This is a genomic window from Jiangella muralis (genome assembly GCF_001270745.1).
GTDB lineage: Bacteria > Actinomycetota > Actinomycetes > Jiangellales > Jiangellaceae > Jiangella > Jiangella muralis.
This window is the reverse complement of the sequence record NZ_LFXL01000026.1, coordinates 80,993-96,611: the sequence shown is the minus strand read 5'-3', so window position 1 is coordinate 96,611 and position 15,619 is coordinate 80,993. Positions and strand designations below refer to the sequence as shown.

17 protein-coding genes are annotated in these 15,619 nt (G+C 72.0%); 2 read left to right on the top strand and 15 right to left on the bottom strand.

The annotated features are described in order from the left end of the window. Window positions 1-4 precede the first annotated feature (4 nt). From ACW62_RS36595 to ACW62_RS21805, 4 genes are all read right to left on the bottom strand, one after another. Window positions 5-526 carry a pyridoxamine 5'-phosphate oxidase family protein gene (locus tag ACW62_RS36595; protein WP_053206232.1) on the bottom strand — a complete coding sequence of 174 codons (522 nt, stop codon included), beginning with the start codon at window positions 524-526 and terminating at the stop codon, window positions 5-7. A gap of 143 nt (window positions 527-669) precedes the next feature. After that, entirely contained in the window at window positions 670-1,086 is a 417-nt protein-coding gene (locus ACW62_RS21815) for a GNAT family N-acetyltransferase (RefSeq protein ID WP_205629518.1), read from the bottom strand. A 51-nt stretch (window positions 1,087-1,137) separates the two neighbouring features. Next, complete coding sequence (locus ACW62_RS21810) at window positions 1,138-1,539, bottom strand: cytidine deaminase family protein (RefSeq protein WP_053206231.1); 402 nt, start codon at window positions 1,537-1,539, stop codon at window positions 1,138-1,140. After that, window positions 1,536-1,943 carry a DUF3806 domain-containing protein gene (locus ACW62_RS21805; RefSeq protein WP_053206230.1) on the bottom strand — a complete coding sequence of 136 codons (408 nt, stop codon included), beginning with the start codon at window positions 1,941-1,943 and terminating at the stop codon, window positions 1,536-1,538. The genes ACW62_RS21810 and ACW62_RS21805 overlap by 4 nt, the downstream gene beginning before the upstream one ends. A gap of 99 nt (window positions 1,944-2,042) precedes the next feature. Here ACW62_RS21805 and ACW62_RS21800 point away from each other — a divergent pair, with 99 nt between their 5' ends. Beyond that, window positions 2,043-3,065 (top strand): LLM class F420-dependent oxidoreductase, encoded by a 1,023-nt coding sequence (locus ACW62_RS21800; protein WP_053206229.1) that lies wholly within the window; start codon window positions 2,043-2,045, stop codon window positions 3,063-3,065. Here ACW62_RS21800 and ACW62_RS21795 read toward each other — a convergent pair. Together ACW62_RS21795 and ACW62_RS21790 are read right to left on the bottom strand one after the other, a co-directional pair. Then, window positions 3,058-4,002: a threonine ammonia-lyase gene (locus ACW62_RS21795; protein WP_053206228.1), complete on the bottom strand. Its 945-nt coding sequence runs from the start codon at window positions 4,000-4,002 to the stop codon at window positions 3,058-3,060. The two genes, ACW62_RS21800 and ACW62_RS21795, sit on opposite strands and share 8 nt — an antisense overlap. Continuing rightward, the gene (locus ACW62_RS21790; protein ID WP_053206227.1) at window positions 4,002-4,469 is read right to left on the bottom strand and encodes an Lrp/AsnC family transcriptional regulator; all 468 of its coding nucleotides are present in this window, start codon (window positions 4,467-4,469) and stop codon (window positions 4,002-4,004) included. Before ACW62_RS21790 ends, ACW62_RS21795 begins: the two co-directional genes overlap by 1 nt. Before the next feature lie 416 nt (window positions 4,470-4,885). Between ACW62_RS21790 and ACW62_RS21785 the strand changes: the two genes are divergently transcribed. Next, complete coding sequence (locus ACW62_RS21785; RefSeq protein ID WP_205629517.1) at window positions 4,886-5,314, top strand: PLD nuclease N-terminal domain-containing protein; 429 nt, start codon at window positions 4,886-4,888, stop codon at window positions 5,312-5,314. A gap of 508 nt (window positions 5,315-5,822) precedes the next feature. Here ACW62_RS21785 and ccsB read toward each other — a convergent pair. From ccsB to ACW62_RS21740, 9 genes are all read right to left on the bottom strand, one after another. Then, complete coding sequence (gene ccsB / locus ACW62_RS21780) at window positions 5,823-6,815, bottom strand: c-type cytochrome biogenesis protein CcsB (protein ID WP_053206226.1); 993 nt, start codon at window positions 6,813-6,815, stop codon at window positions 5,823-5,825. Then, window positions 6,815-8,410: a cytochrome c biogenesis protein ResB gene (gene resB / locus ACW62_RS21775; RefSeq protein WP_053206225.1), complete on the bottom strand. Its 1,596-nt coding sequence runs from the start codon at window positions 8,408-8,410 to the stop codon at window positions 6,815-6,817. Before resB ends, ccsB begins: the two co-directional genes overlap by 1 nt. A gap of 25 nt (window positions 8,411-8,435) precedes the next feature. Further along, a complete protein-coding gene (locus ACW62_RS21770) occupies window positions 8,436-9,185 on the bottom strand; it encodes a cytochrome c biogenesis CcdA family protein (RefSeq protein ID WP_053206224.1) in 750 nt (249 codons plus the stop codon). Beyond that, window positions 9,179-9,787 carry a TlpA family protein disulfide reductase gene (locus tag ACW62_RS21765; protein ID WP_053206223.1) on the bottom strand — a complete coding sequence of 203 codons (609 nt, stop codon included), beginning with the start codon at window positions 9,785-9,787 and terminating at the stop codon, window positions 9,179-9,181. Before ACW62_RS21765 ends, ACW62_RS21770 begins: the two co-directional genes overlap by 7 nt. Further along, window positions 9,787-10,434: a histidine phosphatase family protein gene (locus ACW62_RS21760; RefSeq protein ID WP_053206222.1), complete on the bottom strand. Its 648-nt coding sequence runs from the start codon at window positions 10,432-10,434 to the stop codon at window positions 9,787-9,789. The genes ACW62_RS21765 and ACW62_RS21760 overlap by 1 nt, the downstream gene beginning before the upstream one ends. Beyond that, window positions 10,431-11,741 (bottom strand): glutamate-1-semialdehyde 2,1-aminomutase, encoded by a 1,311-nt coding sequence (gene hemL, locus ACW62_RS21755; RefSeq protein WP_053206221.1) that lies wholly within the window; start codon window positions 11,739-11,741, stop codon window positions 10,431-10,433. The genes ACW62_RS21760 and hemL overlap by 4 nt, the downstream gene beginning before the upstream one ends. Before the next feature lie 78 nt (window positions 11,742-11,819). Then, a complete protein-coding gene (locus tag ACW62_RS21750; protein WP_053206220.1) occupies window positions 11,820-13,355 on the bottom strand; it encodes a M28 family peptidase in 1,536 nt (511 codons plus the stop codon). Between the two features lie 139 nt (window positions 13,356-13,494). Continuing rightward, the gene (locus tag ACW62_RS21745; protein ID WP_053206219.1) at window positions 13,495-14,943 is read right to left on the bottom strand and encodes a catalase; all 1,449 of its coding nucleotides are present in this window, start codon (window positions 14,941-14,943) and stop codon (window positions 13,495-13,497) included. Further along, the gene (locus tag ACW62_RS21740; RefSeq protein WP_053206218.1) at window positions 14,940-15,386 is read right to left on the bottom strand and encodes a Fur family transcriptional regulator; all 447 of its coding nucleotides are present in this window, start codon (window positions 15,384-15,386) and stop codon (window positions 14,940-14,942) included. The genes ACW62_RS21745 and ACW62_RS21740 overlap by 4 nt, the downstream gene beginning before the upstream one ends. Window positions 15,387-15,619: the final 233 nt, after the last annotated feature.

Below are 15,619 nucleotides of genomic sequence, written 5' to 3'. Positions count from 1 at the left end.
ATCATCACCGGCTCGGCCACGAGTAGCGGGTCTGGCTCGACGTCGGCAGCTTGCCGAAGGCGAATCCGGCCGTCGGCGCGACTCGATACAGCCTGACGTCGCCGGCGACGACGGCCTCGCCCAATCCATACCAGGTACCTTCGGGGCTGGTCAGATGCGCGCCGTACTTCCGCTCGAAATCAGCGACGGCCCGCTCGCGCTCCGAGAGCTCCTCCACCACCGATGCGACACCCTCGATGACGACGTCCACGCCGGTCAAGGCGTTCGTGCCGGTCGTCAGCACACAGCGGGGGTTGTGCTCGAGGTTGAGTGCCTTGCGTTCCTGACTGCCCGTGGTGAAGCACAGGCCACCCAGGCTCCACGCCGCCAGCAACGGCGTCACGTGCGGTCGCCCGTCGGGGCGGACCGTGGAGAGCCAGAACACCTCCGCCTCACCGAGCACTGCCAACGCCGTCGCCCACGGGGTCGCCTGCGCGCCCGGAGACGAGAACGGCCCCAGCACAGCATGCGGTTCATGGTCGGACATGTCAGATCCCCTCCAGTGGTTTCCTGCCTGCTGGACTGTGACCTGAACGCGCCGGGAAACTCATCGGCCCTCGTCAGAGGCCCAGCACCGGCCGGCACTCCGCCACGCCGTTCAGCTCGATGTCGTCGCGGCGGGTCCAGCGCTCACGGGTGAGCCGCCAGCTGCAGGACGGCGGCGCGCATCTCCGCGCCCAGACCCCGCCCCCGGCGCTCCGGGCCGAGCCAGGAGAACGTCGTGACCGTGCCGAGCCGGTCGAAGCCGGTGCCGATGAGGTCCTGCATGCCGACCGGCTCGCCGTCGGCCAGCACCACGAAGTGCAGCCGCCAGGACTCCGGGCTCACCCGGGCGCGACCGGCCCAGATGCCGCGGATCCAGCGCCATTCGCGGCTGGGGCCCTCGTCGTAGAGCGACATCGGGTCGTCGAACGGCGCCTCCTCGGGCCCGACGACGCCGGCGCGCACCACGGGGAGCAGCTGCTCCAGCCGTTCGTCCGTCGCGCCGGCCAGCGTCAGGCGGGGCGTGCGGACCTCGACGTCGAGCGGCGGGTACAGGGACGCCATGCGGCGCAAATGTACGGGTGCGCCCCCGCGGCCGCACCCGGTTTTCCGGCCTCAGCCCAGCGGCGCGGGCCACTCGTGCGCCGGCAGCAGCTCCCGCAGCGGCGCCGCGCGGTCCCGGCCCAGCACGACCCGGGTGTCGAGGTTGCCGGGGTGCAGCTGACGGACGAACTCGCGGCACCGCCCGCACGGCGGCAGCACGTACAGGGCGCCGTCGTCGTCGCGCCAGACCGCGACGATGGCGGCGATGCGCTCCTCGCCGCCGGTCACCATCGCGGCGATCGCGCTGTGCTCGGCACAGAACCCGGTGCCGCACGGGGTGTCGATGCAGACGCCGTGGTACGCGTTGCCCCGGTCGGTCACCAGCGTCGACGCGACGTCGCCGATCAGCCGGTCGGCGACCTGGCGGGGGTTGAGGTACCCGGCGGCCGAGGCGATCAACTCGTCGTCGTTCACGTCTGCTCCCGGAGCCGCGCGACCTGCTCAATGAGGGCGGCCGCCAGCTCGGGCAGGACCCCGGTCTGGCCGGCGACCCAGCGCTTGGCCACGAGGTTCGCCGGATACAGCAGGACGTCGCCGGGCTGCCCGTGCAGCGCCAGCTCGGTGCCGTGCTCGTCGGCCGCGATGACCCAGGCCAGCCCGATCCGCTTCCGCAGGTGCTCGCCGAAGCCGATGCCCAGCCGATTGATCAGCTCGTTCGGGTCGGGCCGTTCCTCCGGGGACACCGACGTCCAGCCGCGCAACGCGGCGTCGTAGGCCGCACCCAGCGCGACGATGTCGCCGTCGGCCCGGCCGAGCGCGGCCAGGATCTCGGACACCCACGCCCGCTCCGCGTCGTTCAGGTCGGTGATCTCCGCCATCGTGGCAGCCTAGTCAGCCGGGCCGACGGCGAAAAGCGGAGGCACGTCTCCGAACGTTCACCGTCTTGTCCTACGGTGACCCCCATGACTTCTTCCCCCATGAAGTTCGGACTCTTCGTCCCCCAGGGCTGGCGGCTGGACCTCGTCGACATCGATCCCAAGAGCCAGTGGGAGACGATGCTGCGCGTCGCTCAGCACGCCGACGCGGGACCGTGGGAGTCGATCTGGGTCTACGATCACTTCCACACCACCCCGGTGCCGACCGAGGAGGCCACCCACGAGGCGTGGACGCTGATGGCGGCGTTCGGCGCGGCGACGCAGCGGGTGCGGCTGGGCCAGATGTGCACCTGCATGGCCTACCGCAACCCGGCCTACCTGGCGAAGGTCGCCGCGACGGCCGACGTCGTGTCGGGTGGACGGGTCGAGATGGGCATCGGCGCGGGCTGGTACGAGCACGAGTGGCGCGCCTACGGGTTCGGCTTCCCGCGCGCCGGCATCCGGCTGGCCATGCTCGACGAGGGCGTCGACATCATGCGGCAGGCGTGGACGAACGGCGTCGCGACGCTGGCCGGCGAGCACTACCAGGTCGACGGCGCGATCTGCCGGCCGCTGCCGCTGCAGGAGGACGGCATCCCGCTGTGGATTGCCGGCGGCGGTGAGAAGGTGACGCTGCGCATCGCGGCCAAGCACGCCCGCGGCCCGGAGTACACCGGCTCGCGCAGCTACACGGCGTACACGAACTTCAGCGGCACGCCCGAGGTGTTCCAGCACAAGTCCGAGATGCTGGCGCAGCACTGCCGCGACCTCGGCACCGACTACGACTCCATCACCCGCTCGATGAACTTCAACGTCGTCATCGGCGCCGACCAGGCCGAGGTCGACGCCAAGCTGGCCCGCGTCGAGGAGATCTACGGCCGGTTCATGACGCCCGACGTCGTCGCCGAGAAAATGCGGCCCTACCGCGAGAACCCGACCGCCGGCACGCCTGAGCAGGTCGCCGACGCGATCAGGCAGTACCAGGACAAGGGCATGCGCTACGCCATCGGCTACTTCCCGGAGGCCGCCTACGACCTCAGCGGCGTCGAGCTGTTCGAGCGCGAGGTCATCCCGGCGCTCAGCTGAGCACCCGGGCCAGCAGCGCGGGATCGGCGTTGCCGCCGGACACCACCGCCACCGTCCGGCCGAACCGGTCCGGCTCGGCCAGGAAGGCCGCGGTCGTCAGCGCGCCCGTCGGCTCCGCCACGACCCGCCCGCGCACCGCCAGCAGCCGCATCGCCGCCAGGATCGCGTCCTCCGGGACGGTCACGATCTCGTCGACGTAGCGGCGGATGTGCTCCCAGGTCAGCTCGCCGATGACGGGGAGCCGGACGCCGTCGGCGATGGTCCGGTAGGTGTCGGCCGGGTCCCAGGCGACGCGTTCGCCGCGGGCCAGGCTGTCGCGGGCGTCGGCGGCCAGCTCCGGCTCGACGCCGACGACGCGGGTCCCGGGCGCCAGCGCCTTCACCGCGACGCCGATGCCCGAGATCAGCCCGCCGCCGCCCACCGGGACGAGGACGGTGCCGGCGTCGGGGCGGTCGGTGGCGATCTCCAGGCCGACCGTGCCGCCCCCGGCGATGACCCGGGCGTCGTCGAACGGCGAGACGAAGGTCAGGCCGCGCTCGGCGATCAGCTCGCGGACCCGGCTGTCGCGTTCCGGCGGCGGCACCATGATGACCTCGGCGCCGAGCGCCCGCGTCGCGGCGACCTTCACCGGCGCGGCCGCGTCGGGCATGACGACGGTGGCGGCGATGCCCTGCTCGCGGGCGGCCCAGGCCAGCGCCTGCGCGTGGTTGCCGCTGGAGTGCGTGACGACACCGCGCCCGCGGGCGTCGTCGTCGAGCAGGGCGACGGCGTTGAACGCGCCGCGCAGCTTGAACGCGCCGGTGGCCTGCAGGCCCTCCGGCTTGAGCCACAGGTCACCGCCGGCCCACGCGGCCGGGACCAGCGGCGTGCGGACGGCGACACCGTCGAGCCGCCGGGCCGCCGCGCGGACGTCGTCGAGACCGACCAGGGCGGCCATCAGCTGCCGACCAGTTCCGAGGTGGCCGGCTCGACCTGGCGGTCCTCGAACCGCGTCGAGATGACCAGCGTGGTGCGGGTGCGCGCGACCCCCTCGATGCGGACCAGGCGGCCCAGCAGCCGCTCCAGCCCTTCGACGTCGGCGACGCGGACCTTGAGCATGTACGCCTCGTCGCCGGCGATGAACCAGCAGTCCTCGACCTCCGCGACGTCCTCCAGCCGGGCGCCGACCTCCTCGTGGCCGGCGGAGTCGGACAGCACCAGCCCGATCAGCGCCGTCAGCCCGAGGCCCAGCGCCGACGGCTCGACGGTGGCGCGGTAGCCGGTGATGACGCCGCGGTCCTCGAGCCGGCGCACCCGCTCCTGGATGCTCGGCCCGGACAGCCCCACCAGCCGCCCCAGTTCCGCGTACGACGCACGGCCATTGGCCCGTAACGCCGCGACAAGACTCGCATCGACGGTGTCCATGGCGCTCCATCCTCGCAGCGCACCGAAGCGCGCCGCCAACGTGGTGGGGATCACCCGGTTCGAGATGGCCCCGTGACCTCCCCGTGACTTAGAATCATAGGCAGAATGCGGGATAATGCCTTCGATCTGATTGAATTTCATCACAGGGAGTGACGTTGTACGGCTTGGAGTACGCCCAGACCCGCATCGACGACCTGCGTCGGGAGGCGGAGAAGGCGCGCCAGGCAGCCGTCCTTCGCGCCGGCCACCGCACGCGCCGTCGTCTCTTCTCCTGACCCGCGCCCGGACCGGCTGACGCTTGCTCCGACAAGCGGAATCCGGTCCGAGGTGCGTCGCGCCCGGCACACCACCTAGGCTGGTGGGAAGGAACACAGCTCGACCGGGGAGGTCGCACGGTGGGTCGGGTACTACCAATCGTGGTCGCCATAGCGCTACTCGTGTACGCGCTGATCGACTGCCTGCAGACCGACTCCACCCGGTTCCGGTCCCTGAACCGGGTCGCGTGGGTGGCCATCGTCGTGCTCATCCCGCTGATCGGCCCGATCCTCTGGCTGGTCATCGGTAAGGAGCGGGCCCGCCCGCAGCGGCCCTCGGGACCGCCCCCGCGTCCCCTCGCCCCCGACGACGACCCCGAGTTCCTGCGGCACCTGCGCGACATCGACACCAAGCACGAGCAGATGCTGAACCAGTGGGAGGCCGACCTCCGCCGCCGCGAGGCCGAGGCCCAGCGGGAGAAGGAGGCCGAGGAGCGCGCCGCCGAAGAGGCCGAGCGCCTCCGTCAGGCCGAGGCCCGCAAGCGCGAGGACGACCGCCAGCACACCGACGACGAGGACGACTCCCGCTAGCGGCCGGCCACGCCCGCTTCGATGCGCGCCCCCCGACTGTCTGCTGGACGAGGTGACGCCAGCGCCAACAGTTGGCGCCCCAGTCACCACCCCACGACAGCACAGCCCGGCCCACGGCCTCGCCGGTCAGAGACCGCCGCACGAGTGCAGGCCGTTGAAGAGGATGTTCACGCCGAAGTTGCCTCCCGCTAGCGGTCGGCCACGCCCGCTTCGATGCGCGCCCCCGACTGTCAGCTGGACGAGGTGACGCCAGCGCCAACAGTTGGCGCCCCTGTCACCACCCCACAACAGCACAGCCCGGCCCACGGCCTCGCCGGTCAGAAACCGCCGCACGAGTGCAGGCCGTTGAAGAGGATGTTCACGCCGAAGTTGCCTCCCGCTAGCGGTCAGCCGCGCCCGCTTCGATGCGCGCCCCCGACTGTCTGCTGGACGAGGTGACGCCAGCGCCAACAGTTGACGCCCCTGTCACCACCCCACGACAGCACAGCCCAGCCCACGGCCTCGCCGGTCAGAGACCGCCGTACGAGTGCAGGCCGTTGAAGAGGATGTTCACGCCGAAGTAGCTGAACAGCACGGTGGCGTATCCGACGAGCGCGACCACCGAGGCCTTCGAGCCCTTCCAGCCGGCCGTCGCGCGCGCGTGCAGGTAGGCCGCGTACGCCAGCCAGGTGATCAGCGCCCAGACCTCCTTGGGGTCCCAGCCCCAGAACCGGCCCCACGACACCTCGGCCCAGATGGCGCCGAGGATGAGCGGGCCGAACGTCCAGATCGGGAACGCGATGGCGGTGAGCCGGTAGCCGAGCCGGTCGAGCGCGGCGGAGTCGGGCAGGGACGCGCCGAAGCCGGTGGTGCGGCCGCGGTCGGCGGCCCGCTCGGACACGATCTGCAGGCCGCTGACGACGGCGCCGACGGTGAACAGGCCGAACGCGATGACCGCGCAGCCGACGTGGACGACCAGCCAGTACGACTGCAGCGCCGGCTGCACCGGGCCGGGCGACACGTAGAGGAACGTGGCGGCGAGCCCGACGGTCATGAAGATCAGCAGGACCGCCCAGACGGCGACGACGCGGCCGACGACGGTGCGGGCGAGGACGAGGAAGACGATCGAGGCGACCAGCGCGCCGGTGATGGAGAACTCGTACATGTTCGCCCAGGGCGCCCGTTCGGTGCCCAGGCCGCGCATGACGACGCCGACGGCGAGCGCCAGCGTGGCCAGGCCGAACAGCCCGAGGCCGATGCGGCCCAGACGATCGGCGCGCTGCACCAGTTCGGCGTCGCCGGGACCGGACGGCCCGGACGGCGCCTGCGCGGGCGCGTCAGCGGCGACCGACGACGTGACGCCGAGCAGCTCGCGCTCGGGGGCGGCCGCCGTGGCCAGCGCGCGACGACGACGGCTGTGGATGCCGGCCTCGGCGCAGTAGGCGAGCCAGGAGGCCAGGTACCCGAGCGTGGCCACGACGACGACGTAGCGGCTCCACTCGGCGACGGTGTCGAGGTCCATCAATCCTCCAGTTTTCCTTCCGCGCCGCCGAGGCGCAGCAACAGCCCATCAGTGATGGCGCCGATCTCGTCGACGAGGCGGTCGCCCGCCGAGCCCTCGGCCCGGTGCAGCCCCGCAACCTCGACCACGGTACGCCCCTCCGCTCCGACGCTCGCACGCACCCAGGCCCGGCGCCGCCGCACGTACAGCGAGCCCATCAGCCCGACCACCGCGAGCACACCGCCGACGAGCGCCAGCTCGCGCCCGGAGTTGCGGCCGACCTGCAGGTTCACCCAGGTCACGTAGCCGTCGAAGGTGATGTAGCGGCCGTCGGGCAGCTGGGCGGTGTCGCCGACGGCCATGCGGGACCGGAACGGTTCGCCGTCGGCCTCGTACTGCTCCATGTCGGTGGTGTCCAGCCGGTACACCGACTGCGACTGGCCGTCGTCGAGGCCGAGGTCGCCGTGCCAGGCGGTGAGGTACACCTCGGGGTTGCGCGCGCCGGGGAAGACCGAGCGCGGGCCGTTCTGGTCGAGGTAGGCCGTGGGCAGGAAGCTGCCCTGGATGCCGATGTCGTCGCCGTACTCCGGCGGCACCTCGACCTTGACGACGCCGGTGGACGTGAAGCTGGTGTCCTCGGGCAGGAACGGCACCGGGCCCTCGGCGAGGATCGTCTCGCCGTCGGCCGCCCGGACGGTGAACGCGGGGGCGTAGCCGGGATTGATGATGTGGATCGAGGTGCCGTCGATGGTCAGCGGCTCGTTGACGCGGATCGTGTGCGTCTCGGGCGCGGCGCCCGGCTCGGGCACCACCGTCACCGTCGCCTCGTACTCCGCCGGCTGGCCCAGCTGGTTGCCGGCCTCGACGAACTCCATGCGGAACTGGTCGATGTCCATGGAGAACGGCGGCAGGTCGTCGGTGTCGAACAGCGCGCCGGCGGACAGGCTGTCGAACTGGATGACCTGGTTGGAGAAGCCCGCGCCCTCCGGCACCAGCACCGTCGCCCGGTAGCTGAACAGCCCGCCCAGCGCGACCGCCAGCAGCACCACCACGACGGACAGGTGGAACAGCAGGTTGCCGGTCTCGCGCAGGTGCCCGATCTCGGCCGCGACGGAGTCGGCTTCGCCCTCCGCGGGACGGCGCAGCCGGAACCGCCGCGACCGCAGCTCGGCGCGGGCCACCGCGAGCACCTCGTCGGGAGTCGCGTCGACCTCGACCTTGCGGTACGCCGGCATCCGGGTGAGCCGCCTCGGCGCCTTCGGCGGCTGCGCCCGGGCCGCCTTCCAGTGCTGCCACAGGCGCGGCAGGATGCAGCCGACCAGCGACACCATGAGCGCGAGGTAGATGGCGGCGAACCAGGGTGCGGAGTAGACGTCGAACAGGCCGATGCGGTCGTACCACTCCGACAACGTGGGGTTGCGGGCGCGGAAGTCGCGGACGTTGAGCGGGTTGACGTCGCTCTGCGGGATGATCGAGCCCGGAATCGCGGCGACGGCCAGCAGGAACAGCAGGATCAGCGCCACCCGCATGGAGGTCAGCTGCCGCCACGCCCAGCGGGCCAGTTCCAGCCCGTTCAGCGGCGGCGGCCGGTTGTCCACCGGCGGACGCGTGTCCATCCCCGTCGTCATCGTGTGCCCATCTCTACACCGCCACCTCGAAGCCGCCGATCCAGCCCTGCATCGACGCCATCAGCTCGTTCCACAGCCCAGTGACCAGCAGGACGCCGAGCACGATCAGCATGATCCCGCCGGCCCGCATGAACGCCTGCTGGTGCTGGCGCACCCACTGGAACCACCGCGTCGCCCGCTGGTAGGCCAGCGCGGCCAGCAGGAACGGCACGCCCAGCCCCAGGCAGTAGGCGAACGACAGCAGCGCGCCACGACCGGCGCTGGCCTCGGTGAAGGCCAGCGCCTGGACGGCCGCCAGCGTCGGCCCCATGCACGGCGTCCAGCCGATGCCGAACACCGCGCCCAGCAGCGGGGCGCCGGCCAGGCCGACCGCCGGGCTCACCCCCGTGGCGTGCCAGTCGCGGGACAGGCCCGGCAGCCAGCCGGCGAACAGCAGGCCGAGCCCGATCGTCACGACGCCGAGCACCCGCATGATGATCTCGCCCTGCTCCAGCAGCAGCGATCCCAGGCCGCCGAAGAGCAGCCCGTACGACACGAACACCGCGCTGAAGCCCAGGATGAACAGCAGCACGCCGGCCAGCAGCCGGCCGCGCCGGCCGGACGCCAGCTCCGCGCCGGACAGCCCGGTGACGTAGCCCAGATAGCCCGGCACCAGCGGCAGCACGCACGGCGACAGGAACGAGACGAGTCCGGCCAGCGCCGCCACCGGCACGGCCAGTGCCAGCGAACCGGAGAAAGCGGTCTCGCCGAAGGAGCTCACGATGTCTCAGCGGTGCCCTCCGCCGCGGGCGGCTCGGCCGCGATCTCGCCCACGATGTCGGTCAGCGACGCCTCGCCGATGGGACCGAGGATGCGCGCCGCGATGCGGCCCTCGCGGTCGATGACCAGCGTGCTCGGGATGGCCTTCGGCGGGATGGTGTCGCGGAACGCCAGCAGCGCGTCGGCCTTGGGGTCGTAGACGCTCGGGTAGGTGATGCCGAACTCCTCTTCGAACCGCAGAGCCGGCCCCTCGCCGTTGGGTTCGCGGACGTTGACGCCGACGAACTGCACGCCCTCGGGCTGCAGCGTCTCGTAGGTGGCCTGGAGGTCCGGCGCCTCCTTGCGGCACGGCGGGCACCACGATCCCCAGACATTCAGCACGACGACGTCGCCGAGCTGGTCGGCCAGTTGGAAGTCGCCGCCGTCGAGGAGGTCGCCGCCGAACTCCGGCGCGGTCTCCCGATCGGCCGGCTCGTAGATGCTGATGGTGCCGTCGCCGGCGATGTAGCCGGCCTGGTTGCCGTTGTCGCTGCGCTCGACCTGGCCGTCGGAACATCCGGCGAGGGCGAGCACCCCCACCGCCGCGAGCACGAGCGGGCGGCGCATCAGGCGCCCGCCGTGAACGGCTTGCCGGCCCTGGGCAGCAGGTCGCCGGCCGGCTCGCTGTAGGCGACCGAGACGATGGTGTCATCCTCGTACGTGACGGTGGTGAGGCTGGCCAGCGAGCACTCGCGCCGGCGTGGGTCGTGCCAGAGCCGGCGGCCCTCGATGAAGCTGCGTACCGTCCAGATCGGCAGCTGATGCGAGACCATGACGACCTCGTGGCCGGCGGCGTCGCGGCGGGCGTCGCTCATGGCGGCCAGCATGCGGGCGGCGATGTCGCGGTACGGCTCGCCCCACGACGGCGTGAACGGGTTGCGCAGGTGCCGCCAGTGCCGCGCGCGGCGCAGCGAGCCGTCGCCGACGCCGAAGGTCAGGCCCTCGAAGACGTTGAGCGCCTCGAGCAGGCGGTCGTCGATGCGGACGTCCAGGCCGAGCGCGTCGGAGAGCGGTGCGGCGGTCTCGCGGGCCCGCTCCAGCGGCGAGCTGACCAGCAGTGTGACGTCGCGGTCGGCGACGGCGGCGGCGACCCGGTCGGCCATCGCCCGCCCGAGGTCGGACAGGTGGTAGCCGGCCAGCCGGCCGTAGAGCACCTTCGACGGGTTGTGCACCTCGCCGTGGCGCAGCAGGTGCACCCGGGTCAGCTCGCTCATGCGGCGTCCACCCCCGCCGCGGCCGCGGCGGCCGCAGGCAGCGCTTCCGCGATGCGATCGACGGCGCGGGTGTCGTGCGCGGCGCTGACGAACCACGCCTCGAACGCCGACGGCGGCAGGTACACGCCGGACTCGAGCATCGAGTGGAAGAACGCCCCGAACCGGGCCGTGCTGGTGCGCTTGGCGGCGGCGAAGTCGGTGATCGGGCCGTCGTCGGGGGTGAAGAAGACGCTGAACAGGTTGCCGGCGTACTGGACGCGGTGCGCCACGCCGGCCGCCGTCAGCGCCTCGCCGGCCAGCGCGCCGATGCGCCGCGCCGTCGCGTCGAGGTGCGCGTACACCTGGGCGTCGGCCAGCCGCAGCGTGACCAGGCCGGCCGTCGTGGCGACCGGGTTCCCGGACAGCGTGCCGGCTTGGTACACCGGCCCAGCGGGCGCGAGCAGGCCCATGACCTCGGCCGACCCGCCGAACGCGGCGGCCGGGAAGCCCCCGCCCATGACCTTGCCGAACGTCGTGAGGTCGGGCGTGACGCCGTCGAGGCCGTGCCAGCCGGACCGGGACACCCGGAAGCCGGTCATGACCTCGTCGAGGACGAGCAGCGCGCCGTGCTCGTGTGCGGTGTCGCGGAGGAACGCGTTGAAGCCGTCGGCCGGGGCGACGGCGCCCATGTTGCCGGCGGCGGCCTCGGCGATGACGCAGGCGATCTGCGCGCCGTGCTCGGCGAACGCGGCCTTGACCGCGCCGGTGTCGTTGTACGGGAGGACGATGGTGTCGCCGGCGCTGGCGCCCGTGACGCCGGGGGTGTCGGGCAGCGCGAACGTCGCGACACCGCTGCCGGCCGCGGCCAGCAGCGCGTCGACGTGCCCGTGGTAGTGGCCGGCGAACTTCACGATCTTGCTGCGGCCGGTGGCGCCCCGGGCCAGCCGGATGGCGCTCATGGTGGCCTCGGTGCCGCTGGAGACCAGCCGGACCTGCCCGACGCTGGTGCGGGCGACGATCTCCTCGGCCAGCTCGACCTCGGGCTGGGTGGGCGTGCCGTAGGACGTGCCGAGCGCGACCTGCGCGCGGACCGCCTCGACGACCGCCGGGTGAGCGTGGCCGAGGATCATCGGCCCCCACGAGCCGACGAGGTCGACGTACTCACGGCCGTCGGCGTCGTAGAGGTAGGGTCCGGTGGCGCGCTGCATGAACCGGGGTGTCCCGCCGACGGCGCGGAACGCCCGCACCGGCGAGTTCACCCCGCCGGGCGTGACGGCCCGCGCACGGTCGAAGAGCTCCGCACTGCGCGGCACGTCGTCGTTGGTCACCGCGTCATTCTCGCAAGTGGCCCGAGCAGCCCGAACGCCGCCCCCACGACGTCCGGGCCGCCCGCTCCTGGAGCCGTCTCAGCGCCGCAAGTGCGACCCGCGGAACAATGACTCCGACTGGCCGGTGGCCGTGCCCTTGCCGGTCCCCTCGATGGCCGACGTCGTCATGGCGAAGGTCAGCGTGGCGTGCGCCGAGGCGTCGGACATCTCGTCCAGCGCCTGCTCCGACAGGTTGCCGATGTCGTCGCACTCCTGGTGGTAGCAGGGGTCGTACGCGACGCCCGCCGTGCCGCCGTAGATCGCCGCCTCCTCGGCCGTCTTCACGCCCTCCGCGCCGGTGAACAGGCCGCCGGCCGGGATGCCGGCGCTGATGAACGCGTCGTAGTCGGACCGCCCGTCGAACGCGGTCGGCTCGGACTCGAGGCCCTGACCGGCGAAGTAGTCGGTGAAGACGTCCTCGACGACGCCCGACCCGGTCGAGCCGAGCGAGGCGGTGTCGGACGCGTCGCCGTCGTAGACGAACCGCACGTAGTTCGGCGACCCGACCATGTCGAAGTTCAGGTTCACCGCGGTGTTCTTGAGCTGGCGCGGCGTCAGCGAGTCGACGTAGAACTGCGAGCCGATCAGCCCGGACTCCTCGGCGCCCCACCACGCGAACACGATCTGGTTGCGCGGCGTGACGTCCAGCTCGGCCAGCTGCAGCGCGATCTCGAGGTTCTGCGCGGACCCGGACCCGTTGTCGTTGATGCCCTCGCCGGCGGAGACGGAATCGAGGTGAGCACCGACGACGACCTGCCGGTCACCGCGCCCCTCTCCGGTGGTGGCCAGCAGGTTCGCCGTCGGCACGTCATGCGTGATCAGCGTCGAGGTCTCGACGTGCACCGTCACCGGCCCCGCCTGGGTGCGGGCGTAGAGGTCCGCGCCCACGGCGAAGCTCGCGCCGAGCACCGGGATCGTCGCCTCCGTGTCGGCGCCGAGCGTCCCGGCCAGCGCCTCGGTCCGGCCCTCCTGGCCCTCGTTGAAGATCACGACGGCGTCGTAGCCGGCGGCCTGCGCGTTGACCGCCTTGACGGTGAAGTCGCAGGTGCCGCGCTGGACCAGCGCGACCTGCGGCTCGGTGGCCGACGCCGGGACGAAGTCGGCGGGCTCGCAGCCACTGCTCGACCCGGGCTGCGCCGGCGGCGGGATCAGGACGTCGGTGGTCGGCACCAGCGTGCCGGTGACGTCGCCGCTGCCGGAGTACTCCATGGTGAGGAAGTCGTCGCCCTCGGCGTAGGTGACCGGGTCCGGCGCCACGCGCTCGAACGTCGGCGCGGCCAGCTCCTCGAACGTGTCGAACAGGAACGGCTGGACCGTCGTCTGGTACCCGGCCGCCTCCAGCTGGTCCTGCACGTACTCCACCGACGCGTCGTAGCCGGGTGTGCCGGACGCCCGGGTGCCGCCGTTCGCGTCGGCGATGTCCTGGAGGGCTTCCAGGTGCTCCATGATCCCGGCCGCCGTCACGGCGTCCCGGAGATCGGTGCTGTCAGTCGGCTTGCCCGCCCCCGCCAACGGCGCGGTGACCAGTACGATCGCCGCCGCGGTGGCTACGGCGCATGCTGCGTTCCGCCTCATCTCGGCTCCCCAGTTCGTGGTGTCCTGGAGGGTCCTGCGGAACCCCGTTTCTGGGGGTGGACGCTACGCCTGAGCCGTCTCGTGCGGAACCCCCTGCGGCGACGTTTCTCGTGGCCGCAGGGGGTTCGGCGGGGATGGGTCAGCGGCCTACGGCCGCTTCGACCCGCTTGCCGAGCGTCTCGTCGACGCCGCGCCAGTAGGCGTAGACGCGCTGCCGCAGCTCGTCGGTGGTGACGTTGCCGACGTGCCCGGCGATGTTCGCCACGAGGCGGTCGCGGGCGGCATCGTCCAGCACCTCGCGGACCAGCGTGCCGGCCTGGCCGAAGTCGTCGTCCTCGGCGTGCAGCGTGGCCGCGGCGCGCACCAGCTCGCCGTCGGACTCCCAGCCGGCGTCGCCGACCAGCGACGGCTCGGCCGCCGGGCCGCCGTGGCTGTTCGGGGCGTACACCGGGCGCTCCGGCGACGCGTACGAGAACCGCATGGCGCCGTCCTTCGCGTACGAGTTGACCTCGTTCTTCGGCGCGTTCACCGGCAGCTGCGCGTAGTTGGTGCCGATGCGGTACCGGTGCGCGTCGGCGTAGGAGAAGATGCGGCCGAGCAGCATCTTGTCGGGGCTCGCGGCGATGCCGGGCACGAAGTTGCTCGGCTCGAACGCGGCCTGCTCGATCTGCGCGAAGTAGTTCTCCGGGTTGCGGTCGAGCCGCAGCGTGCCGACCTTGATCAGCGGGTAGTCGGCCTTCGGCCACACCTTGGTGAGGTCGAACGGGTTGAACCGGTAGCTCGCGGCGTCGGCGTACGGCATGACCTGCACGTGCACCGTCCACGACGGCGCGTCGCCGCGGCCGATCGCCTCGTAGAGGTCGCGGATGTGGTGGTCGGCGTCCTCACCGGCGATGCGGTCGGCGTCGGCCTGGCTCAGGAACTCGTGGCCCTGGTCGGTGCGGAAGTGGTACTTCACCCAGAACCGCTCGCCGCCGGCGTTGATCCACTGGTACGTGTGCGAGCCGAAGCCGTCCATGTTGCGCCACGTGCGCGGCAGCCCGCGGTCGCCCATCAGCCACGTCACCTGGTGCGCGCTCTCCGGCGACAGCGTCCAGAAGTCCCACTGCATGTCGTGGTCGCGCAGGTTGGAGCCCGGCAGCCGCTTCTGCGAGCGGATGAAGTCGGGGAACTTGATGGTGTCGCGCAGGAAGAACACCGGGGTGTTGTTGCCGACGAGGTCGTAGTTGCCCTCGGGCGAGTAGAACTTCAGCGCGAAGCCGCGGGGGTCGCGCCAGGTGTCGGGGCTGCCCTGCTCGCCGGCGACGGACGAGAACCGGGCCAGCGCCTCGGTGCGGGCGCCCGGCTGGAACAGCGCCGCCTTGGTGAACTGGCTCACGTCCTCGGTGACCTCGAGGACGCCGAACGCGCCGCCACCCTTGGCGTGCACCACGCGCTCGGGGACCCGCTCGCGGTTGAACTGGGCCAGCTTCTCGACCAGGTAGTGGTCGTGCAGCACGATCGGCCCGTCCGGCCCGACCGTCAGCGAGTGCGCGTCGCTGGCCACCGGGGCGCCGGAGTTGGTGGTCGAGTGCGGAGTAGAACTCATGCATTCTCCTTGTTCGCTGATTGACATGCGGGGCAGAGCCCCCAGAAGGTCACCTCGGCCTCGTCGAGGACGAAGCCGTGCGTGTGCTCGGGCGCCAGGCATGGCGCCACGCCGGAGCAGTCGACGTCGGCGATGACGCCGCAGCCCCGGCAGATCACGTGGTGGTGGTTGTCACCGACCCGGGTCTCGTAGCGCGCCGCCGACCCGGCCAGCTCGATGCGGCGCAGCAGCCCCGCCTCCGTCAGCGCGTGCAGGACGTCGTACACGGCCTGCGTGGAGACGGCGCCGAGCGAGCTCCGGACGCGCCGCGCGACGGTGTCGGCGTCGGCGTGCGACTCACGCTCGAGGGCGACGAGCACGCCCACGCGCGGCGCGGTGACCCGCAGCCCGGCCGCGCGCAGCCTCGCGGCGGCGTCCTCACGGAGCTGCTCGTCGGCGGGCATGATCCGATCCTCGACGCTTTTCTGGAGTCAGTCAAGTAAGCGTCTGATTCCAGCTAAGGCGTGTCTCTCCCCGGGTCTCGCGCGTTGTGTCACCTGATCATCTTCACGATGCGGACACAAAACGATCAGGTGACAAAGCCGCGGCGAATCTGAGCGATACATCACCTGATCGTCGGCAGCCCAGGCCGACGGCCGAGCCGATGGCCGCCAGCAGGAAGCCGGCCCGGGCGAAA